Consider the following 20383-nt stretch of genomic DNA (forward strand, 5'->3'; position numbering starts at 1 on the left):
GGATGCACTGGCGCTGGCGTTCGACACCCTGTCTTTACCAGAAGTCTTCGGCCTGGTGCGGCCCGATCATGCTGCGTCGATCCGCGTACTGGAGAAACTCGGCATGCAACGTTTTGGCCTGCTGGAGGATGTCCCCGGTCAAGCGCCCAGCCTGGTGCTCCGGGTTTGTCATCCTACAACTGCACAAGCCTGACATTTTACTATTCCACGTAAATCCTCGATAAGCGGCAATCTTTGCGATTGACACTGCGTGGGCGTCTCGCTATAAAACTCGTAGTTGTACGACGACATATGACGTTACATATGTCCTACCTAACAAAAATAAAAAGTGATGCCATGAATCTGAACGAGCCCATCAGTGCCCTTCGTGTCGGCCAGGCGGTCGGCAGCTATCGCTGGACGATCTGCGCGATGTTGTTTTTCGCCACCACGGTCAATTACCTCGACCGCCAGGTGCTCAGCCTGTTGGCGCCGCAACTCTCGACGCAGTTTGGCTGGAGCAACACTGATTACGCCAACATCGCGGCGGTGTTCCAGTTTGTCTACGCCATTTCCATGCTGTTTGCCGGGCGCTTCGTCGACAAAATCGGCACCAAGGCCGCTTATGTAGTAGCGATTGGTATCTGGTCCACCGGCGCGATCATGCATGCGTTTTCGGTGCCGATGGGCGAGGGTATCGCAGCCGTCAGCGGCGCCATTGGCCTGGCGGTGATCCCGGTGTCGATCGCCGGCTTCATGCTTTCACGGGCGGTATTGGCGATTGGCGAAGCGGGTAACTTCCCGATCGCGATCAAGGCCACTGCCGAATATTTCCCCAAGAAAGAACGCTCCCTGGCTACCGGCATCTTCAACTCCGGCGCCAATGTCGGCGCGATCCTGGCGCCCATCTGTGTCCCCTTGATTGCCGGCCTGTGGGGCTGGGAGGCGGCCTTTATGGTCATCGGCATGCTGGGTTTTGTGTGGGTAGGCGTGTGGGCCGCCGTGTACGAAAAACCGGAACAGCAAAAACGTCTGTCGCCTGAAGAGCTGGCCTACATCCGCAGCGACCAGACCGTACAGCCGTTCACCCCGGCGCCGACGGGCACCGCAGGGAAGAAAGTCTCCTGGTTCAAACTGTTGACCTACCGCCAGACCTGGGCGTTTGCCTTTGGCAAGTTTATGACTGACGGCGTGTGGTGGTTTTTCCTGTTCTGGCTGCCCACCTACCTGTCTGCCCAATACGGCATGAAAGGCGCCGATATCGTGATGCCGTTGGCGGTGCTGTACAGCATGACCATGGTCGGCAGCATTGGCGGCGGCTGGTTCCCCAGCTACTTCATGGCACGCGGCGATGCCCCCTATGACGGGCGCATGAAAGCCATGCTGGTGATTGCGCTGTTCCCGCTGGTGGTGTTGCTGGCGCAGCCGCTGGGTTACCTCAGCTTCTGGGTGCCGGTGCTGCTGATCGGCGTGGGCGCTTCGGCACACCAGGCGTGGTCATGCAATATATTCACCACCGTGTCCGACATGTTCCCGCAGAAAACAGTCGCCTCGGTGGTCGGCATTGGCGGCATGGCCGGTGGCTTGGGCGGCGTGCTCATGACCAAGATCGGCGGTTGGGTGTTCGACTATTACAAGTCCATCAACGACATCCATACCGGCTACATGATCATGTTCGCCATCTGCGCCCTGGCTTACCTGGTGGCCTGGAGCGTGATGAACACGCTGGTGCCGCGCCACAAGGAAATCACTGATCTGTAGCTTTAATGCGACGCTGCTTGCTCCCGATACAACTGTTTGGGCTGTAGCAGCAAACGGTAACCACGATGCGAAGCGAGCCGCTCTTGATCTTGATCTGCTTTTGATCTTAGGCGCCCCGTTAAACCACGCTGGCGGATTACGGGCACACCGAGCCTAAGCGAGGTGCCGAGTGGTGGGGCCAGAGCGTTTTGCTTACTTTGGCCTGGGCCGGCATCCCGGCTTTTGCAAAGTGAGCCGCCGTCAGGGCGGAACCCTAAGTAGCCGTTAGCGCAGCAATGGATATGTACTCGGTATAACAGTGTCGACTGTGAGGCCGTCATCGCAGGCAAGCCAGCTCCCACAGTTGGATCGTGGGGGGCCAGGTAGATAGGCGTCGGCTGGCAGGCCGTCGCGGGATCAAGCTGAGTACATATCCGGTGTATCAGTCATACTGGCAAGCATGACTTTCGACTCGCCTCTCGCCGCTTATCAACACGCCATCACCCAGCCAGGTTTCGTCGCCGATGACGCCCAGCGCCGGGCGGTCCAAGCCCTGCAAGCCTGTCACGAGGCCTTGCACCAAGGGCGTTCACCGATTGCCGGCGTGTACCTGTGGGGCCCCGTGGGGCGCGGCAAGACCTGGCTGATGGACCAGTTCTACCAAAGCCTGCGCGTGCCGGCGCGGCGCCAGCATTTTCACCACTTCATGGCGTGGGTGCACCAGCGCTTATTCCAGCTCACGGGCACCCAAGACCCCTTGCAGGCGCTGGCCCGGGAGCTGAGCCAGGCCGTGCGCGTGCTGTGCTTCGATGAGCTGTTTGTGAATGATATCGGGGATGCGATCATTCTCGGCCGCCTGTTCCAGGTGATGTTCGAGGAAGGCGTGGTGATGGTGTGTACGTCCAACCAGCCGCCCGACCAGTTGTATGCCGATGGCTTTAACCGTGAGCGTTTCCTGCCGGGCATCGATGCGCTCAAGCAGCATATGCAGGTGGTGGCGGTGGACGGTGGCGAGGATCATCGCTTGCATCCCGGCGCTGGCATGCAGCGCTATTGGGTGAATCAACCCGAGGCACTGGCGGCGGTGTTTCAACAATTGAGCCAAGGGCAAACCGTGATCCGCGGGGCATTAAGCGTAGGGCACCGCTCCATCATGACGGTGCAGGCCAGTGACACCGTGCTTTGGTGCCGTTATGCCGACTTGTGCGAGCAGCCCCTGGCCGCCATGGATTTCATGCTGTTGTGTGATCGCTTCCGCGCCATCCTGCTGGGAGACGTCCCCAACCTCAGTGCACAGAAACGCCCGGGCCGAATTGCCCGTGGCACTGAAGACGGCGCCGAGCGCGTGGTGGCTGGGGATCGAGAGTTGCCGCAGTTGTCGGTGCACGATGACAGCGTACGGCGCTTTATTGCCTTGGTAGACGAATGCTACGACCGTAAGGTGCCGCTCTTTATCGAAGCCCGTGTGCCGTTGCAGCACCTGTACACCGATGGTTACCTGGAATTTCCTTTCCGTCGCACCCTGAGCCGACTGCAGGAGATGCAATTGCAACGCTTCGCTATCTAGGAAAAATCGCCGCTTGCGGGCTCATTGCGCGCTTTGATGCGCGCAACCTTCGCACTTTCTGTCAGCTATTTGTCGCGTATCTCCTTCATCTACTGCCGACTCCACGCTTACAATCGCACCTCTCAAAGGGAACCGATTCCCTGGTTGTCGCTATCGAGGAAGGACATGGACACCCCAGACATCCTGGTGCTGCAAGCCAGCTATACCAACGCCGTGCACGCCGACGCCATTGGCCTGCTGCTCAACTCTTACGCTGAAGACCCGATGGGCGGCGGCCACAGCCTGCCAGCCGATCTCTTGCAGCAACTGCCAGCCGAACTGGCCAAGCGCCCACACGCGTTCAGTGTGCTGGCGTTCGTCGGGGGGGAGCCAGCGGGGTTGGTCAATTGCTTCGAAGGCTTTTCGACCTTCGCCTGCCGGCCCTTGGTCAACGTCCACGACGTGATGGTGAAGGAGCAATTTCGGGGTTTGGGGTTGAGTCAGAAGATGCTGCAAAAGGTCGAGGAAATCGCCCGGCAGCGCGGTTGCTGCAAGATCACCCTCGAAGTGCTGGAAGGTAATGCCCTGGCGCAGTCGGCATACCGCAAGTTCGGGTTTGACGACTCAGTGTTTGATCCCGCCCATGGGCGAATGCTGTTCTGGCATAAGCCGTTGTAATAAATAACCGGCAAAAAAAGGGCGCCATTAAAGGGCGCCCAATAAACCTTTGCCAACGGAGCAGAATGGCGCAGGGTGCTACGGATTAAGTAAGCATTAACTCAGCTGTTCGGTTGTGCCTGATCAACAGTCTCAGACTTAACCGATTTGCCATCGGCGCTGGCAACTTGTTGCTCAGCCTTGCCGTGGGTTTTTTCCTGAATGAAGCTGAAGTTGTTGTAGAACTCCTTGGAGCGCTCTGCGCCGCCCTCTGCAAAGGCGGCGGCGGAGGTCAGGGTCATCAGGCTGGCCAGTATCAAGGTCGACATTTTCATCGCGGTATTCCCATTAAAAGTGATAGGTGTCCGGTCGCTCCGTGATCAGATCATGGAGCGACTATGGCGCTATCTTATTAAGTGGGAATTAACGGGAGATGCCGTTGAAGTTAACAGTTTTGTTAACTTCAACGGGCGGGGCTATAACTTCCAATCCAATGCCAGCGTGACGGAACGCGGCTCACCCCAATACACGCCGTTATAAAAACCAACGCGCTCGTAGTATTTCTTATCAAAGAGATTGTTCACGTTGACCGACGCCGAAACCTGTTCGTCGAACTGGTAGCGTGACATCAGGTTGACCACGGTATAGCCCTGTTGCGTGATTTTCGCCCGGGTGGTGATCGGCCGACCTTCGCTTTTGCGCTGCCCGGTCGGGCGGTTGCTGAAGTCGTAGGTTTCGCTCTGCCAGTTCACGGCGCCGCCGACCGTCAGATTGCGCCAGGCGCCCGGCAGGCGATAGGCGCTGGAGATCTTCAGCAGGTTCAAGGGTTGGCTGGTGTTAGTGCGTTTGTCTGAGCCATTGACCGAATGGGTGTAGGTATAGCCGGCGGTCAGATTCCAGTCCGGCGTGATTTCCCCGGCGGCTTCCAGCTCGAAGCCGTTGACCTTGTTACCTTTGCCGCCGGATTTGTAGTATTCCTCGCCGGTGACCGGATTGGGCGGTACTGAGTCATCTCGCTCGGCGACGTTGTCCTGGGTGCTCCAGAAGTACGCAGCGGCCAGGTTCAAGCGCTCGTTCAGCACACTGCCCTTGAGGCCCACTTCGTAGTTACTGCCGACCACGGGCTCCAGGTACTTCTTGTTGGCATCGCGGTTGTTCTGGGGTTTGAAGATGTCGGTATAGCTGGCGTAAACGGTGTATTGCGGCGTGATGTCGTAGAGCAGGCCGGCGTAGGGCGTCCACATATCATTGTGGGTCTGGCTGGTTTTGCCCGACGCGGTGAGTTGGTCGTTGGCATTGTATTTGGGCTCTGCGCTTTCCAGCTCCCAACTGCCGTAACGGCTGCCCAGCACGGCGTGCAAGCGGTCTGTGAGGCTCAGCCGCGTGGCCAGGTAACCGGCTTTCTGTTGCTTTTTGCTGTGCTCACCCTTCAGGTCGGTCACCTGGTCGGTGAACTTGCCGATGCCGCCCATGTGCTTCCAGTCCTGGATGGGGTAGTAGCTGTCTGGCAGGTCGCTGCGCATAAAGGGCGAGACATCCCGTTGCGCAGCTTCGCCATAGCCCATCATCAGCGCGTGTTCGCGGCCCAGCAGCGTGTAGCTACCGGCCAGGTTGAGGTCGATGGCCTCCATGCGCGAGGTACCGCGCATATGGCTGGCCCAGGCCGTCATGCCGCTGCGGTCGGGGTTGGGGAAGCCGGCGCCGCCGTAATACACCTTGCCATCGGTGTCGCTTTGGCGATGGGTGTAGGCGGCCTTCAAGTGCCAGTCGCCGCCGAGCCGATGGTCGAGGGTGGCGAAGGTGGTCTTGTCGGTCAGTGGCCAGGAGCTCCAGTGCGCCGCCATGTTGGTGGAGCGGGGTAGCCTGGCCTTGCCGCCCTGGCTGTTCCAGTAGGGCACGGTGCCCCAGGAGGTGCCCTGTACCTGTTTGTCCTGGTAATCAAAGCCGACGGCCAGCACGGTATCGTCGGAAAGATCAGCCTCGAGGATGCCGTAGCCCACTGCCCGCTGCAGCCCATAGTTGTCACGAAAGGACCGACTGTCGCGGTAGGCCAGCACGCTGCGCCCGCGCAGCTTGCCGTCGAACGCCAGCGGGCCGCCCACATCAACGTAGCTGTAGTAGTTGTCATGGCTGGCGCCACTGATGCCGGTCTTGGCCTGCCACTGCGCGGTAGGGCGCTTGCGCACCATGTTGACGGTGGCCGAAGGGTCGCCTGCGCCCGTGGTCAGGCCCGTCGCGCCGCGCACTACTTCGATGCGGTCGTAGATGATGGTGTCGGCGTCGGTCTTCATGTAGCCGAAGGTGTTGAGCATGCCGTCAACCTGGAAGTTGTTGATGCCATAGCCTCGGGCGGAGTAGTAGACACGATCGGAGTCGTAATGCTGAACGTTGACGCCCGTGGTCTGGCGCAACACCTCCGTCAGGGTATTAAGATTGAAGTCGTCCATCTGCTGGCGTGTGACCACCGAGATCGATTGCGGGGTTTCCTTGACGGAGAGGTTCAGCCGCGTGGCGGTGCTCATCGAACCGGTGGTGTAGGCGCCGGTATGCTCGGTGGTGGAGCCCAGGCCGTCGGCGCTGATAGTGGTCGCGCCCAGTTCCAAGGCTTGGGTAGGGGCTGTTTCGGGGGTGGTGTCGGCCAGCGAATCCGGGCTCAGCGCCAGGCTGAACAGGCCGAGGGTGAAGGTCATGGAACGGGTGAAGGGCGCGAACATCACTGCAGACTCCTTGTCGTCTTTGATACCTCCCCAGGCAGGGAGGGCATGGTTCAAAGACGAAAGGAGCTGCGGAACTTTAGGCTCAAACGAGAATGATTGTTATCTTTCTGTTACAAGGCCCTGGCTTACTTGGCCACCACTTCGGCGCCGTCGGCCTTCTTGGGCTTGATCAGGCTGAAGTCGATCAGCGCCTTCTGCTTGGTCTCGTAAGGGTTGCCGATCAACAGCGGGCGTGGCTTGAAGCTGTCGCTCACCAGGCTCTTGCTGTGGTCCAGTTCGTCGAAACTCAAGCCTGCCATGTCGGCCCAGGTGTGGATCAACTGCGAACTGCTGTAAGGCCGCTGCAAGTCGCCGGCAAAGCTCCAGTCGTGGCTTTCGCGCCATTTTGGCGAGGCGTAGGCCATGAACGGGATGGTGTACATCGGCGCAGTCGGCTTGCCTTCGTTACGGCCCAAGGTGTCATGGCCGGCGGAGTCGAACACGTCTTCGCCGTGATCCGACAGGTACAGCAAAAAGCCGTTGGGGTCGGTCTTGGCGTAGTCCTTGATCAGGCTGGAGACCACGAAGTCGTTGTACAGCACGGCGTTGTCATAGCTGTTGTAGGTCGGCAACTGCGCATCGCTGACACCCGCCGGCACGCCCTGGCGGTCGGTGAACTTGTCGAAGGTTGGCGGGTACCGGTACTGGTAGCTCATGTGGGTGCCCAGCAGGTGCACCACGATGAACTTGCGCTCGGCGGTATCGGCCAGGGCCTTGGAAAACGGCGCCAGTACATCGCCGTCGTACTGACGGGCGTTCTGGTTGCGGTTGTTGTTGAGGTACACCTGCTCGTCGGCCTGTTCGGAAAAGGTCGTGAGCATGGTGTTGCGTTTGGTCATGGTCTGCTGGTTGGTGATCCAGAAGGTCTTGTAGCCAGCCTGTTTCATCACGCTGACAATCGACGGCGTCTTGAGGTACAGGTCCGGGTTTTCTTCGTCGGCGAAGGTCAGCACCTGTTGCAGTGCTTCAATGGTGTACGGGCGCGGGGTGATGACGTTATCGAACACGGCCAACTGGTCGCGCAGCTTGTCCAGTTCCGGCGTGGTGTTGCGCGGGTAGCCGTAGAGGCTCATGCGCTGGCGGTTGGTGGACTCGCCGATCACCAATACGAGTGTGGACGGCTGGCCGGCCATGCTGTCCTTGAGGTTGTTCAAGGGTGGGATCTTGCTCGCACTGGTGAGCATGCCTTGCATGTTGTCCAACTGCTCGGTGTAGCGACGGTAGGCGACGATCATCTGCCAAGGCACGGCAGGCTCGATGCGGGTTTCGAAACGGTCGATGGCCAATTCCATGGTTTCGCTGGTGGCGATCTGCTTGACCAGTGGGTAGCCCACCACTGCCAGGACGATGGCAATGGCTGCCACGATCGACTGACCGCGCGGCAGGTACACCGGGCGCAAGCGCGTCCACAGAAAGATGGCGAAGGCGGTGTGGGCAATGAACGCCAGCACGATCCACCAGGCAAAGTATTGGGTGGCGTATTCGCCGGCTTCAGAGATGTTCGACTCGAACATGATGAAGATGACGCTCTGGGAGAACTCCTGCTGGTAAATGAAGAAATAACCCAGGCTCGCCATAGAGCAAGCCCACAGCACCACGCCGATCAAGGCGGCGAGCAGGCGCGTACGACGCGGGAACAGCAACATCGGCGCCAGCCACAGCGCACTCATGAAGAAGGCCTGGCGGAAGCCACTGAAGCCGGAGGTGCCGGTCAGTTGGATAAGAAGTTGGGTAATACCCGAGAAATACCAGAAAAACAGGAATAACCAGCCAAGGCCGGCCCAATCAAAGCCTTTCGCAGTCGTCGTGCTGCGTTTGAACATCGCCATCCAGCGCCCCATCAGAAAAAGATTGTCGCGCACAGGCGCGCAACATCGGGCCGCCCAGGAAGTGAGCGGCATCGCGGAACGGGAGTATCAAGAGGGGAGTGTGAAAACTTTGTGAGTTTTCTGTAGGTATTGCCTTACAAGGCTACTGGCGCGGGCTTCAGCACAGCGCAGGCTTGGCATCCGACGGCTGATCGAGATGGGCTTGAAGGTGTGAACGCAGGCGCAGGACTTCCTGTTGCAACTGATCACGCTCGTCTTTCAACTGGCGCAGTTCATCGCGACGGATAGTGACGTAGAGGGTCTGTGGCGGACGGGTCATCTGTGCTGTGCTCATTGCTTACCTCGCAAATAGCCGGTAGATCGCGGTGCCAAAACAGGTTTTTGGCAACAGTCGGAAGCAAGTTTGAATTCTTTTTCGCTGCAAGGGAACTTTTTTATTTTTGGTGGTCGTGTGACTTTTGCCGGGGTGATGGTGAAACGATGGCAACTTTTTTGTCATGAAACTACACGGATCCGCTCTGGACTAACCCTCATTAGCCTCATTGCGCTATAAACTATGTCACACATTTTTTAGAAGTTAGGAGCATCAGCACATGCAACTGGGGATTATCGGACTAGGCCGCATGGGCGGTAACATTGCGCGGCGCCTGATGCTCAATGGGCATACCACCGTTGTATACGACCGTAACGAAGCCTTCGTCAAAGCCCTGAGCGAGGAGGGCGCCACCGGCGTCGCCGACTTGAAAGCGCTGGTGGCCGGCCTGCAAAAGCCTCGCGCTGTCTGGGTGATGTTGCCGGCGGGCGCGCCCACCGAAGACACCATCAACGTGCTGAGCGAACTGCTGGAAGACGGCGATGTGATCATCGACGGCGGCAACACCAACTACAAGGACGACGTGCGTCGCGGCAAGGCCCTGGCTGAAAAGGGCCTGCACTATGTGGACGTGGGCACCTCGGGCGGCGTCTGGGGCCTGGAGCGTGGCTATTGCATGATGATCGGTGGCGACACCGAGACCGTGAATCGCCTCGACCCGATCTTCAAAAGCCTGGCGCCGGGCCTGGGTAACATCCCGCGCACCAAGGACCGTTCGGCCTCTGCCGACCCACGTGCCGAGCAGGGTTACATCCACGCCGGCCCAGCGGGTTCGGGCCACTTCGTCAAGATGATCCACAACGGCATCGAGTACGGGATGATGCAGGCGTTTGCCGAAGGTTTTGACATCCTCAAGACCAAGAACTCGGAAAACCTGCCGGAAGACCAACGCTTTGACCTCAACGTTGGCGACATCGCCGAAGTCTGGCGTCGTGGCAGCGTGGTGTCGTCCTGGCTGCTGGACCTGACCGCCGACGCCCTGGCCACCGACCCGAAACTCGACGGCTACTCAGGCTCCGTGGCCGACAGCGGTGAAGGCCGTTGGACTATCGAAGCGGCCATGGAGCAGGCGGTGCCGGTTCCAGTGTTGTCGACCTCGCTGTTCGCGCGTTTCCGTTCCCGCCAGCAGAGCACCTACGGTGACAAAATGCTGTCTGCCATGCGCTTCGGCTTTGGCGGCCATGTGGAGACTTCCAAAAAATGACCGCCAACGGCAAAAAAACCAAGGCCGAACCTGCTCCACCCACCACGTTGTTTCTGTTTGGCGCCCATGGCGACCTGGTCAAGCGCCTGCTCATGCCGGCGCTGTACAACCTGAGCCGCGACGGGTTGCTGGGCGATGGCCTGCGTATTGTCGGCGTTGATCACAACGCCATCAGCGATGCGGACTTTGCCAAGAAACTCGAAGACTTCATTCGTACCGAAGCCTCCAGCAAGGTCCGGGGCAATGCCGAAAACGCCCTCGACCCTGCGTTGTGGGCGCAATTGGCCAAGGGCATCAGCTACGTCGAGGGAGATTTCCTCGACGACAGCACCTATGCCGATATCGCCAGCAAGATCGCTGACAGCGGCACCGGTAATGCGGTGTTCTATCTCGCCACTGCACCGCGCTTCTTCAGTGAAGTGGTGCAGCGCCTGGGCAGTGCCGGCTTGTTGAATGAAACCGACGATGGCTTTCGCCGCGTGGTCATCGAGAAGCCGTTCGGCTCCGACCTGGCCACCGCCGAGGCGCTCAACGCCTGCCTGCTCAAGGTGATGAGCGAGAAGCAGATCTACCGCATCGACCATTACCTGGGCAAGGAGACGGTGCAGAACATCCTGGTCAGCCGTTTCTCCAACGTGCTGTTCGAAGCGTTCTGGAACAACCACTACATCGATCACGTGCAAATTACTGCCGCTGAAACCGTCGGCGTTGAAACCCGGGGCAACTTCTTCGAGAAGACCGGCACGCTGCGGGACATGGTGCCCAACCACCTGTTCCAGTTGCTGGCGATGGTTGCCATGGAACCGCCGGCAGCCTTTGGTGCCGACGCGGTGCGGGGTGAGAAGGCCAAAGTGGTGGGTGCGATCCGCCCCTGGTCGCTGGAAGATGCGCGGGCCAATTCTGTGCGCGGCCAGTACACCGCTGGCGAAATCGCTGGCAAGCCATTGCCCGGTTATCGCGAAGAAGCCAACGTCGCGCCGGACAGCAGTACCGAGACCTTCGTCGCGCTGAAAGTGATGATTGATAACTGGCGTTGGGTCGGTGTGCCGTTTTACCTGCGTACCGGCAAGCGCATGAGCATCCGCGACACCGAGATCGTGATCTGCTTCAAGCAGGCGCCTTATGCGCAATTTCGCGATACCGAAGTCGATGAACTCAAGCCCACTTACCTGAAGATCCAGATCCAGCCGAACGAAGGCATGTGGTTCGACCTGTTGGCCAAGCAGCCTGGGCCGACCCTGGAGATGGCCAATATCGAATTGGGCTTTGACTACAAGGACTTCTTCGAAATGCAGCCGTCGACGGGTTACGAAACCCTGATCTACGACTGCATGACCGGCGACCAGACCTTGTTCCAGCGTGCCGACAACATCGAGAACGGTTGGCGTGCGGTGCAGCCGTTCCTGGATGCGTGGAAGCAAGATGACGATATCCAGGCTTACAAGGCGGGTGAGGATGGCCCGGCGGCGGCCGATGCCTTGCTGGCCCGCGATGGCCGCGCTTGGCATAGCCTCGGATGAGTGACGCGACGATTCAACCCATCCGGTTTGTCCTCAGTGATGTGGACGGGACGCTATTGCATCCCGACCACAGCCTCAGCCAACGCACCGCCGATGCCATTCGCGCGATGCGCGAGGCCGGGGTGCATTTCAGTCTGGCCAGCGGGCGTCCGCCCAAGGCCATGCGGCATTTGATCGAAACCTTCGGTATTGATGTGCCGGTGGCGGGCTTCAATGGCGGCACGTTGGTCAACCCGGATGGCAGCATCCTGGTTGCCCACCATCTGCCGGCGGAAGCGGCACTGATCACCCTGGCGCTGTTTTCGGCCGAGTCGGACGTGGAAGTCTGGGTGTTTGCCGATGGTGACTGGCTGCGCCGTGATCCGCCCGGGCCCATGGTGCAGCGCGAAGCTGATGGCTTGGGCTATGGGCCGGTGGTGGTAGAGAGTTTCGAGCCGTACCTGGACCGGGTCGACAAGATCGTCGCCGCCAGCAACAACACCCAGTTGTTGGTGGAGCTTGAAGCGCAATTGCAGCCGAAAGTGCAGGGGTTGGCCCAGGTGTCGCGTTCGCAACCGGTGTACCTGGACGTGACCGCGATGCTGGCCAACAAAGGCGAAGCCTTGAAAACCCTGGCCAAGCACCTGGGCGTACCGCTTGCGCAAACGGCCGCGATTGGCGACGGTGGCAATGACCCGGCGATGTTTCATGTGGCGGGGTTGTCGATTGCCATGGGCCAGGCCGAAGAAACCGTCAAGCGCCAAGCCAATGTGGTCACCGGCAGTAATGTCGAGGACGGCGCTGCCGAGGCGTTCGAGCGTTTTATTCTCACCGCACGTTAATGACTGACGTATGACTGCACAACTTCCAGCTCAAGTTTTACTTGGGCTGGAAGTTGCTGCATGCAATTACTTCGGCATTGCCCACTGTTGCAACTGGTGGCCCTCTTTATCGAGCTCGGCACGGGCCTGCAACAATAGGTTTTCAAGTTGAGCCGGGTCGGTATACGCAGTGGAGGACAGCTGTTTGCTGCCGATGCGGGTGTTGGTACGGTCGATGACGCTCAGGCTGAGGGCGCCAACGCCATCGTGCCAGGCCACGCACTGAAAGGGCTGGAAAGCACGGTCTGCAATCAAAAGAGCTTCGTTGATGCGCAGCGGAGCGTTCATTTGGGTCTTCTCTCTGTATGCCCATTCAAGTGAGTACCGGCGGTTGGGCTGACCGTGCGGTGGGTTACTTGTACTGATGCACGATGGTGGGGTGCGGGTCACATGCTAGGGCAAGAAATTTTAACTTTCCCTGATTGACGTCATGTAAGCGGCTGTTTTGAAAGCGCAATAAGCCTTTCACTGGCGGGCAACTTCGGGCGCGCTACGAAACAGGCATGGCTTTTTGCCCACACTTATAGCGAAATGGTACAAGGTCAGCGTCAAGATCTTGCTAGGGTTACCAGCAGTCGCCACAAACTGTTGTTTCTAAATAACTTTAATAATCTTGGCGCCAAGGAATAGTCATGATTGCGACGCCCCCCCAACGCCGCTTACTGGTGGTCGACCCCTGTGACGACTGCCACGGGCTCTTGCCCGGTTTACGCACCGCCGGCTGGGAAGTGGACAGCTGTGCCCTGGAGGCGGTGGGTGAGCGCTCCTGCGATGTGGGCCTGCTGCGTTTGCAACGTGACCACCTGGAACGCCCCGAAGCGGTCAAGGAGTTGATTGGTCGCAGCGGCACCGAGTGGATCGCCGTGCTCAGCCAGGATGTACTGCGTTTGCAGAACGTCGGCGATTTTGTCTGCGAATGGTTCTTCGACTTCCACACCTTGCCCTTCGATGTGTCCCGGGTGCAGGTGACCCTGGGCCGTGCGTTCGGCATGGCGCGCCTGCGTGGCAAGGGCTACGCGCCGGTGGATGAGCCCCACGAATTGCTGGGCGAGAGCCGCCCCATTCGTGAGTTGCGCAAGTTGTTGTCCAAGCTGGCGCCGACGGAATCCCCGGTGTTGATCCGCGGTGACAGTGGCACGGGTAAAGAGTTGGTGGCCAAGACTTTGCACCGCCAATCCCAACGGCACGCCAAGCCGTTTGTCGCGATCAACTGCGGCGCCATCCCTGAACACCTGATCCAGTCCGAGCTGTTCGGCCACGAAAAAGGCGCGTTTACCGGCGCTCATCAGCGCAAAATCGGGCGTATTGAAGCGGCCAACGGCGGCACGCTGTTCCTCGATGAAATTGGCGATCTGCCGATGGAGCTGCAAGCCAACTTGTTGCGCTTTCTTCAGGAAAAGCACATCGAACGCGTCGGCGGAAGCCAGCCGATACCGGTGGATGTACGCGTGTTGGCCGCCACTCACGTCAACCTTGAGGCCGCGGTGGAGAAGGGCGCGTTTCGCGAAGACCTGTATTACCGCCTGAATGTCCTGCAAGTGGTCACCGCGCCGTTGCGTGAACGCCATGGCGATGTGGCGATGCTGGCCAACCATTTTTCACGTTTCTATAGCCAGGAAACCGGGCGGCGCCCGCGCAGTTTCAGCGAAGAGGCCTTGGTGGCGATGGGGCAACACCCGTGGCCGGGCAATGTACGTGAACTGGCCAACCGCGTGCGCCGCGGCCTGGTGTTGGCCGAAGGGCGGCAGATCGAAGCGGTTGACCTGGGGCTGCAAGGCCAGCAGGTTATTTCGGCACCGATGGCAACACTGGAAGACTACAAACACCGCGCCGAACGCCAAGCGCTGTGCGATGTGCTCAACCGGCACAGCGACAACCTCAGTGTCGCAGCCCGCGTGCTGGGGATTTCCCGGCCGACATTCTACCGGTTGCTGCACAAACACCAGATCCGCTAGGGCGGGTAGACCCAACGTGGGAGCAGGCCTGCGAAAGCGGTGGTTCAGTTAAAGCTTCAGTGGCTGACATACCGCCTTCGCGAGCAAGCCCGCTCCCACAGGGGATCTGTGCCAGGCGCTGATTCTGTGGGCAATGCATGGCCAATGTGGGAGCTGGCTTGCCTGCGAAAGCGGTAGTGCAGTCACAGATGCAGCAACTGACACAACGCCTGCGGGCAAGCCAATCAGAAGTAATATGGGAATTTCAGGCTGAACGTAAAGTCCGGCGCATCATCGGTCATGCCGATCGCCAGGTTCGGCACGATGGTCAGGTTATCCGAGGCGGCAATGGTCATGCCCACGTTGAAATAGCCGGCGTTGGCATCGCTGGACACCACCGATTGCCAGTCGCCGCCATCCGGCTTGAGCTTGCTCTTGCGCTGTACCAGGTCGGACACCGAGAACGACATACTCATCTTCTCGTTCAAGGCAAACGCTACGCCGACCCCGAACTGGAAGCTGTCGCCCAGGCGCACCTTGCCTCCCACCTTCTGATTGACTTCACTGCTGATGTCATCGAAAGAGTCTTCAAAGTTGTGGGTGTACGACAACGAACCGAACAACACGGCCGGGTCGAAGGTCTTGACCAGGGAAATGCCCGGCGTAACAGACCAGACCCCGTTGCCCGTCGGCAGGCTTTCGGGCACGTAGAGGTTGTCGTTGTTCGGTTGCTTGACCAGTTTGATGCCGAAAGGCTCCTTGCCCGTCGGTGCCTTGACGCGCACGGACACTACCGCATCCGGCAAGGTCGGGGTTTCGTCGAGGAACTTGTAAGCCACGCCAAAGTTGACATCGCCGATGGTCGGGTCGCGGGTCACGGAACCTTCGGAGGTGGCGGTGGCGTCGTTGCCAGCGCCGCCCGACTGGTAGGTGGACTCGCGGTACACCACCGGCACGTTCAGGTCGAACTGCCAACGGTTGTCGACGTTATAGCGCCCGGTGAGGTCCAGGGTCCAGCTGTCGGATTTGATACGGTCCAGGTTGATGTTGCCCAGGAAGATCGAGTCCAGCGCCAGGAAACCATTGAGCGTCAACTGGCGCGCGTCATAACGGGCATACGTGATGCCGGTTTCCACGCTGAACTTGCCGTTGCCGAAAAAGCCGCTGGCTTCGTTGTACAGGTTGCTCACACTTTGCGCAGGGGCCGAGTCGTCCTTGAGGGCCTGGCCGTAGGAGCTGCCACCTCCGCCAGCGCCACCGGACGCCGCGGCTGCGCCCGTACCGCTGGCCGCGACAGCGTTAGCGCCGTTCTTGAAGTCGGCAGGTGATTTAGCCAGGCGCCTGGGGGCAGGCGTTGCCGGTTGGTCCTCGACCTGGCGCACACGTTGCTCCAGCACCGCCAGAGCTTTTTGCTGCACGTCGTAACGTTGCTTGAGTTCCAGCAGTTCCTTCTTCAGGGTTTCGATGTCAGCGTCTGGCGCGGCATACAGTACGGATGCGGGCAAGAGCGTACTCAAACAAACCACCGCACGTAGCGATAACGATCGATGCATGAAATAAGCCGTCCTTTTCTAATGCGTAAGTGTCGAGGGTCAGCGTAGTTCAATAACCGAGCGTGCGTAGGCCTTTAAGTTGATCCAGGTTGCAGTTCAACGCGGCGTTGTTCAGCCCGTTATTGTTCATCACAACATTGATCTGGGTGATGTTTCTGACAAGGTTGCTATCGCCGGTCAAAACCGTGCCCTGCAGCACATTCCCCGCGCCGATCTGTTGCAGGCTGTTGCCCTGGTTGTGATTGGCCTGGATGGCCATCTGCACGCCGGCATTGTTTGCCGAAACGCTGACACGGCCCGCGGCGCTGTCGCCGGTCACTGTGCCGCCAGCCACCAGCACCTGGCCGGACTGCAGGTTATTGGCGGGGGTAACCCCATTCTCGACGTTGATGCCCACATTGTTGTAGGCGGCGTTGCCATCGCCGGCGGTGCGTACACTTTGGGTCACGCCCTGGCCGCTGCCGAGGCCGGCACCACCGACCACATTTCCGGTGCCTGTGTTGGGGCGCGTGCCGGTACCGGTCGAGCCGGTAGTTTGCACGTAGAACTGTGGCGTAATGGTGGTCTTGTCGATCTGCATGTTGGCCGTGCCGGTGATGTTGCTACCTTCGGCATTGGTCCAGGTGCTGCTCATGACAATGCCAAAGCTGATGATGCGCCCCGGCATCACGTAACGGCCACGCAGCTCGGCCATTTCGGCGTCCTTGAGTTCGATGGGCTTGAACCCCGAGGACGCATAAGCAGGCATTGAGGCGGCCAGACACAAGACCGTCAGCCAACGGGAAGTGTTCATCTGCTGCTCCTGGGGCGTCCTGCCCCTTATTGCGCTTCTAGAAGAAGTCGCTCTGGATAAAACCGAAATCCATCAGCTCGGCATCGCCCACGGGCCGGAACTCATTCATCTGGCTCTTGGCGGTCAGCGGCAGGGGCGGGTCGAGCAACACGTTGGCCTTGTCGTAACCCTCGCCCAGTACGGCGAAGACAATGCCATTCCAGCCTTTGACGAAATCGTCATGGGAATAGCGCTTGTGGCCCAATACGGGGTCGCCGATGTACACCCAGTCCTTGTCGGCCCGTTGCAACACCACGAAGTGCTTGTAGCCGCGGATTTCCAGCAGCACCACCACGGGGATTTTCACGGTCAGCAGGGTCTCGGGCGCGATCTTGTAGCCCCGGGCACGCATGCCGATGCTTTCGAGGTAGCGCTTCATGTCCAGCATGGAAAAACCCTGGGTTCGTACCAGGTCCTGGTCGGCGGTGACCAGCATGCCTTTGATGATGTGTGCTTCGTCGACGTCCAGCCAATAGGCCTGGCGCAGGATGGTGGCGAGTGCCGCGGCACCGCAGCTGAAATCGGTTTTCTGTTCCACCAGGTTGGCGAACCTGCGTTCACGGATGCTCTCGACCTTCTTGAAAATCACCGCACCACCGGGCATGGCGGAAACCGCCATGGTGCCTGCCCAGGTCGTGCCGGTGAGCAACATCAAGAGGGTGAGGGTCGCGATACGCATGATCGAATGACCTGTTGGACACTGGAATAAAAAAGGGCCTTGTCGCCAAGGCCCCGTTGGATCAGAAGCGCACGCCGCTGGCGCAGACGCTGCAACCTTGGCCGATCGACAGGCTGTTGCTGCCTTGGTTGCCCGCACCCGATTGCAGGTTGACACCTACGTTGCCGGAGTTGCGGTTAACCGAGTTGTCGAGGCTTGCGTTGTTGGACACGTATTGAGGCTTGCCATAACCATGGCTGCTGGCGGCCGTGTTCAGGTAGCTGTTGTTGAGAGAGTTCTGCTCGGTGTTGGAGGCCGCTGCGATGTTCTTGCCGTCAGCGGTGGTGATGGCCAGGTTGTTTTTACCCTGGTTGCCCTGGCCGGCCTGGCCGTTGTAACCCACGTTGCCGGAGTTGCCGGTGATGGAGCCGTCCAGGGAGGCGTTGTTTTGCGTGCCTTTATTGACGAAGTTGTTATGCGAGCTGCCTTGGTCGACATCAATCACGGCAAACACGGTGGCGAAGTCGCCTTTGGCACTGGAGATGGCGCCGGCGTTGTCAGCCTGGTTGCCGGAACCTGATTGTGCGTTGACCCCGACATTACCGCTGTTGCTATTTACCGAGTTGTCGGCTGATGCGTTGTTCTCGGTGTTGGTGTCGTCGAATTTGTTGTGTTCGCTTTTTTGCACATCGGTGACGACAGCGGCCACGGTACCGGTGGGTTGTGGGGTTGGATGCCAGCCACCCGCTTGAGCAGCAGCAGCCATGAGTGCGGCGAGAGCGAAAACCATTGGTTTCAGAGCCATTTGAGGTTTCATGGTGTTTCTCCTTGCTTCTAATTAGTTGGTTAAGTGTTGGTACGGTCTAACGAACGTCCACCAAGCGGTTACTTGATAGTGATGCCCAGGGTGTTAGCCACTCGGTTCCCCACCCCGGCACTCTGGTTCACCTGTGTCACTCCTCGGCTGCCGGTGAAGGCCTGGTCGCTGGTCACGACCTGGCGGCTGCCAGTGGTGGGGGTGAGCCCTGAGTCGGTTGCCAGCGTCGTCGTGTTCTGTTGCAACAGGACGCTGTCATCGATGCTCTGCGGGCCAGGGTTGAGGCTGATCCGCACAGCGTTGATGGATTGGTTATTGGCCCCGGCCGCCTGGTTGATGCCCAGCACACCGTTGCCACTGCTGAATGAGTTGCCCTGGATCGCTGCCTTGGCGTTCAGGGACGGGTCGACCTTGCCGTCGACGCGCTGAATGTCGACGTTGGTGGCCTGGCCACCGAGCGCGATGGCGCGACTGTTGGACATTTGTTGCCCCGTGCCGGCGGCCTGGTTGATCGACAGCACGCCGTCGTATTGCTGGCCGCTGTGGTTGATCACGGCGGTGTTGTCGGCCATGGCCGAGGCGCTGCCCAGCAGGGCAAGCACCAACAGGGCGCGCTTCATCACTTGCCCCCCATCATGCTGCCGAGGTTGTTGAGCGGCGCCATGCCACGCTGGATCGAGTCGCTGATCTGCCCGCCCATGCTGCTGCCGCTGCCCGCACCATGGCCTGCCGCTGCGCCAGCGCCGAGTGTCGACATGCTGTTTTGGGTGGCGCCCAGGCCTGACAGGCTGCCGTTGGGCTGCAGGGAGCGGGCGAGGCTGGAGCCACTGCTGATGCCGCCGATATCCCTGTCGCTGAGTTCGCCGGTCAGGGCGCTGTTGATCTCTTTGCTGGGGTTGGCATTGGCAGTGTTGGGGTAGGGGTCGGGCAGCGAGGTACGCCCATACATATGGCCTTGCACGGTGCGCCCGGTCACGATCACGCCGTCACCTGCCTGGCTCGTCAGGCTGACACCGGCACTGAGCACACAGCTGATCAGAAGTACGTTTATCGACGAGGCGTGTGTGAGTGTGTTCACGGCGGCAGTCCTTATTCTTCACGCTGACCCTAAACAGCGTTATCAGGAAAGGAGCAGGAGGCGTGCCGCTTTTTATTAGATGTTGTTATTCAAGGGGTTGGGCTTAAGTCGAGGCAAAGTGATGGCAACTCTGTTTCAGCTTTGAAACAGCCCTGAGCGCTTGAGATATGCCTGTACTCACCTCACGCTGTCTCAGCGATGTAACACTGCCTGTGACAGAACCATGAATCCGCACACGGCGTGCGATGCAGGCGAGGCAGGTGTTTCAAAAATGGACACCCGCGGCCCAAACGTACCCGTTCGTGCGAGCGGGCTCAGCCCTTGGGGGCTTTACGGGGAATGGAGTTGAGCACGGGGTTGCCGTCCTGGTTTTGGGTCAGGTACACCGGCAACACCTTGGGCAGGGAGGGCACGAGGTTGTTGACCTCATTGATGTTGTAGATACCGCCGACGCGAATCGCGCCGGTACTGGCGTCTGCGAGCATCACCGGCTTTTTCAGGTAGCGGTTGATCAGGGGCAAGGCGTCCGTGAGGGTCAAGTTGTCGAGCACCAGCTTGCCCTGGCGCCATGCCAGCGCGGTGTCATCGGGATTGATAGCGGCGACCTGCGGGGTCGCGTCACCCTGATGGAAACTGGCTTGCATGCCTGGGCTAAGCGGCACACTGGCATGCTCGCCGTCGCTGGAGATCTGCACCGAGCCCTCCAGTAACATCACCCGCACCTGATTTTCATATTCCCAGACATTGAATTGCGTGCCGGTCACTCGCACCTGGCCTTCGCCGGCCCGCACGATAAACGGGTGGTGGCTGTCGTGCGTGACGTTGAAGAACGCTTCGCCCTTTTTCAGGGTGACACGGCGCTGGTCCTTGTAATGGCTGTAGACCAACTCGGTGCCCAGGTTCAACTCCACTTGGCTGCCATCGCCCAGGGTGACTTTTTTCAAGCCATTGGCGGCTTCGAAGCGTTCATAGGAGCTGGGCAACCAGCCCGCTTCCCAGCCGGTGAAGGCGGCAAGCGGCAATGCCGCCAGGCACACCGCTGCGGCC

General features: G+C 59.6%; 20 protein-coding genes. 8 read left to right on the forward strand and 12 right to left on the reverse strand.

The window, feature by feature from the left end:
• The 4 genes from GIW04_RS14595 to GIW04_RS14610 all read left to right on the forward strand — a co-directional run.
• Positions 1 to 193, forward strand: a 193-nt coding sequence (locus tag GIW04_RS14595; protein WP_236479024.1) for a GNAT family N-acetyltransferase, incomplete at its 5' end; no start/stop codon positions are given.
• A 143-nt stretch (positions 194 to 336) separates the two neighbouring features.
• Positions 337 to 1740: an MFS transporter gene (locus GIW04_RS14600; protein WP_120248242.1), complete on the forward strand. Its 1404-nt coding sequence runs from the start codon at positions 337 to 339 to the stop codon at positions 1738 to 1740.
• A 439-nt stretch (positions 1741 to 2179) separates the two neighbouring features.
• Positions 2180 to 3286: a cell division protein ZapE gene (gene zapE, locus GIW04_RS14605; protein ID WP_120248240.1), complete on the forward strand. Its 1107-nt coding sequence runs from the start codon at positions 2180 to 2182 to the stop codon at positions 3284 to 3286.
• A 165-nt stretch (positions 3287 to 3451) separates the two neighbouring features.
• Positions 3452 to 3943, forward strand: a complete 492-nt coding sequence (locus tag GIW04_RS14610; RefSeq protein WP_014718751.1) for a GNAT family N-acetyltransferase — start codon at positions 3452 to 3454, stop codon at positions 3941 to 3943.
• A 101-nt stretch (positions 3944 to 4044) separates the two neighbouring features.
• Here GIW04_RS14610 and GIW04_RS14615 read toward each other — a convergent pair whose 3' ends face one another.
• From GIW04_RS14615 to GIW04_RS14630, 4 genes are all read right to left on the reverse strand, one after another.
• Positions 4045 to 4257, reverse strand: a complete 213-nt coding sequence (locus GIW04_RS14615; RefSeq protein ID WP_014718750.1) for a hypothetical protein — start codon at positions 4255 to 4257, stop codon at positions 4045 to 4047.
• Positions 4258 to 4398: 141 nt separating this feature from the next.
• A complete protein-coding gene (locus GIW04_RS14620) occupies positions 4399 to 6636 on the reverse strand; it encodes a TonB-dependent siderophore receptor (RefSeq protein WP_120248239.1) in 2238 nt (745 codons plus the stop codon).
• A 128-nt stretch (positions 6637 to 6764) separates the two neighbouring features.
• Positions 6765 to 8507 (reverse strand): phosphoethanolamine transferase CptA, encoded by a 1743-nt coding sequence (locus tag GIW04_RS14625; RefSeq protein ID WP_003190879.1) that lies wholly within the window; start codon positions 8505 to 8507, stop codon positions 6765 to 6767.
• Between the two features lie 157 nt (positions 8508 to 8664).
• Complete coding sequence (locus GIW04_RS14630; protein ID WP_153475996.1) at positions 8665 to 8841, reverse strand: DUF6026 family protein; 177 nt, start codon at positions 8839 to 8841, stop codon at positions 8665 to 8667.
• A 259-nt stretch (positions 8842 to 9100) separates the two neighbouring features.
• On the opposite strand from GIW04_RS14630, the gene gnd reads away from it, so the two are divergent.
• The 3 genes from gnd to GIW04_RS14645 are packed head-to-tail and all read left to right on the forward strand — an operon-like array spanning position 9101 to position 12425.
• Complete coding sequence (gnd, locus tag GIW04_RS14635) at positions 9101 to 10084, forward strand: phosphogluconate dehydrogenase (NAD(+)-dependent, decarboxylating) (RefSeq protein ID WP_003190882.1); 984 nt, start codon at positions 9101 to 9103, stop codon at positions 10082 to 10084.
• Positions 10081 to 11604, forward strand: a complete 1524-nt coding sequence (gene zwf / locus GIW04_RS14640) for a glucose-6-phosphate dehydrogenase (RefSeq protein ID WP_120248238.1) — start codon at positions 10081 to 10083, stop codon at positions 11602 to 11604. Before gnd ends, zwf begins: the two co-directional genes overlap by 4 nt.
• Positions 11601 to 12425 (forward strand): HAD family hydrolase, encoded by an 825-nt coding sequence (locus GIW04_RS14645; protein WP_120248237.1) that lies wholly within the window; start codon positions 11601 to 11603, stop codon positions 12423 to 12425. Before zwf ends, GIW04_RS14645 begins: the two co-directional genes overlap by 4 nt.
• A 66-nt stretch (positions 12426 to 12491) precedes the next feature.
• Here the strand turns inward: GIW04_RS14645 and GIW04_RS14650 are convergent, their stop codons facing one another.
• On the reverse strand, positions 12492 to 12752 hold the full coding sequence (locus GIW04_RS14650) for a hypothetical protein (protein WP_003190885.1): 261 nt from the start codon (positions 12750 to 12752) through the stop codon (positions 12492 to 12494).
• A 344-nt stretch (positions 12753 to 13096) separates the two neighbouring features.
• On the opposite strand from GIW04_RS14650, the gene GIW04_RS14655 reads away from it, so the two are divergent.
• Positions 13097 to 14419 (forward strand): sigma-54 dependent transcriptional regulator, encoded by a 1323-nt coding sequence (locus GIW04_RS14655; RefSeq protein ID WP_003190886.1) that lies wholly within the window; start codon positions 13097 to 13099, stop codon positions 14417 to 14419.
• A 224-nt stretch (positions 14420 to 14643) separates the two neighbouring features.
• Here GIW04_RS14655 and GIW04_RS14660 read toward each other — a convergent pair whose 3' ends face one another.
• The 7 genes from GIW04_RS14660 to GIW04_RS14690 form a co-directional block, all read right to left on the reverse strand.
• Complete coding sequence (locus GIW04_RS14660) at positions 14644 to 15951, reverse strand: hypothetical protein (RefSeq protein WP_003190888.1); 1308 nt, start codon at positions 15949 to 15951, stop codon at positions 14644 to 14646.
• Positions 15952 to 16000: 49 nt separating this feature from the next.
• On the reverse strand, positions 16001 to 16744 hold the full coding sequence (locus GIW04_RS14665; protein WP_120248236.1) for a hypothetical protein: 744 nt from the start codon (positions 16742 to 16744) through the stop codon (positions 16001 to 16003).
• A 37-nt stretch (positions 16745 to 16781) separates the two neighbouring features.
• Positions 16782 to 17462 carry a C39 family peptidase gene (locus GIW04_RS14670; protein WP_057709899.1) on the reverse strand — a complete coding sequence of 227 codons (681 nt, stop codon included), beginning with the start codon at positions 17460 to 17462 and terminating at the stop codon, positions 16782 to 16784.
• Between the two features lie 61 nt (positions 17463 to 17523).
• Positions 17524 to 18258 carry a hypothetical protein gene (locus GIW04_RS14675; RefSeq protein ID WP_003190893.1) on the reverse strand — a complete coding sequence of 245 codons (735 nt, stop codon included), beginning with the start codon at positions 18256 to 18258 and terminating at the stop codon, positions 17524 to 17526.
• 68 nt (positions 18259 to 18326) lie between these two features.
• Positions 18327 to 18878 (reverse strand): adhesin, encoded by a 552-nt coding sequence (locus GIW04_RS14680; protein WP_120248235.1) that lies wholly within the window; start codon positions 18876 to 18878, stop codon positions 18327 to 18329.
• Complete coding sequence (locus GIW04_RS14685) at positions 18878 to 19336, reverse strand: hypothetical protein (RefSeq protein ID WP_120248234.1); 459 nt, start codon at positions 19334 to 19336, stop codon at positions 18878 to 18880. The genes GIW04_RS14680 and GIW04_RS14685 overlap by 1 nt, the downstream gene beginning before the upstream one ends.
• A 314-nt stretch (positions 19337 to 19650) precedes the next feature.
• Positions 19651 to 20383: FecR family protein (locus GIW04_RS14690; protein WP_236479025.1), on the reverse strand; the 733-nt coding region annotated here is incomplete at its 5' end.

The organism is Pseudomonas sp. PA-4-8C, assembly GCF_021606625.1.
Taxonomy (GTDB): Bacteria; Pseudomonadota; Gammaproteobacteria; order Pseudomonadales; family Pseudomonadaceae; genus Aquipseudomonas; species Aquipseudomonas lactis.

Bases quoted from the DNA above. Each gene is read 5' to 3' on its own strand.
- GIW04_RS14600 (WP_120248242.1), top strand. From the start codon at position 337: ATGAATCTGAACGAGCCCATCAGTGCCCTTCGTGTCGGCCAGGCGGTC.
- zapE (WP_120248240.1), top strand. From the start codon at position 2,180: ATGACTTTCGACTCGCCTCTCGCCGCTTATCAACACGCCATCACCCAG.
- GIW04_RS14610 (WP_014718751.1), top strand. From the start codon at position 3,452: ATGGACACCCCAGACATCCTGGTGCTGCAAGCCAGCTATACCAACGCC.
- GIW04_RS14615 (WP_014718750.1), bottom strand. From the start codon at position 4,257: ATGAAAATGTCGACCTTGATACTGGCCAGCCTGATGACCCTGACCTCC.
- GIW04_RS14620 (WP_120248239.1), bottom strand. From the start codon at position 6,636: ATGTTCGCGCCCTTCACCCGTTCCATGACCTTCACCCTCGGCCTGTTC.
- GIW04_RS14625 (WP_003190879.1), bottom strand. From the start codon at position 8,507: ATGGCGATGTTCAAACGCAGCACGACGACTGCGAAAGGCTTTGATTGG.
- GIW04_RS14630 (WP_153475996.1), bottom strand. From the start codon at position 8,841: ATGAGCACAGCACAGATGACCCGTCCGCCACAGACCCTCTACGTCACT.
- gnd (WP_003190882.1), top strand. From the start codon at position 9,101: ATGCAACTGGGGATTATCGGACTAGGCCGCATGGGCGGTAACATTGCG.
- zwf (WP_120248238.1), top strand. From the start codon at position 10,081: ATGACCGCCAACGGCAAAAAAACCAAGGCCGAACCTGCTCCACCCACC.
- GIW04_RS14645 (WP_120248237.1), top strand. From the start codon at position 11,601: ATGAGTGACGCGACGATTCAACCCATCCGGTTTGTCCTCAGTGATGTG.
- GIW04_RS14650 (WP_003190885.1), bottom strand. From the start codon at position 12,752: ATGAACGCTCCGCTGCGCATCAACGAAGCTCTTTTGATTGCAGACCGT.
- GIW04_RS14655 (WP_003190886.1), top strand. From the start codon at position 13,097: ATGATTGCGACGCCCCCCCAACGCCGCTTACTGGTGGTCGACCCCTGT.
- GIW04_RS14660 (WP_003190888.1), bottom strand. From the start codon at position 15,951: ATGCATCGATCGTTATCGCTACGTGCGGTGGTTTGTTTGAGTACGCTC.
- GIW04_RS14665 (WP_120248236.1), bottom strand. From the start codon at position 16,744: ATGAACACTTCCCGTTGGCTGACGGTCTTGTGTCTGGCCGCCTCAATG.
- GIW04_RS14670 (WP_057709899.1), bottom strand. From the start codon at position 17,462: ATGCGTATCGCGACCCTCACCCTCTTGATGTTGCTCACCGGCACGACC.
- GIW04_RS14675 (WP_003190893.1), bottom strand. From the start codon at position 18,258: ATGAAACCTCAAATGGCTCTGAAACCAATGGTTTTCGCTCTCGCCGCA.
- GIW04_RS14680 (WP_120248235.1), bottom strand. From the start codon at position 18,878: ATGAAGCGCGCCCTGTTGGTGCTTGCCCTGCTGGGCAGCGCCTCGGCC.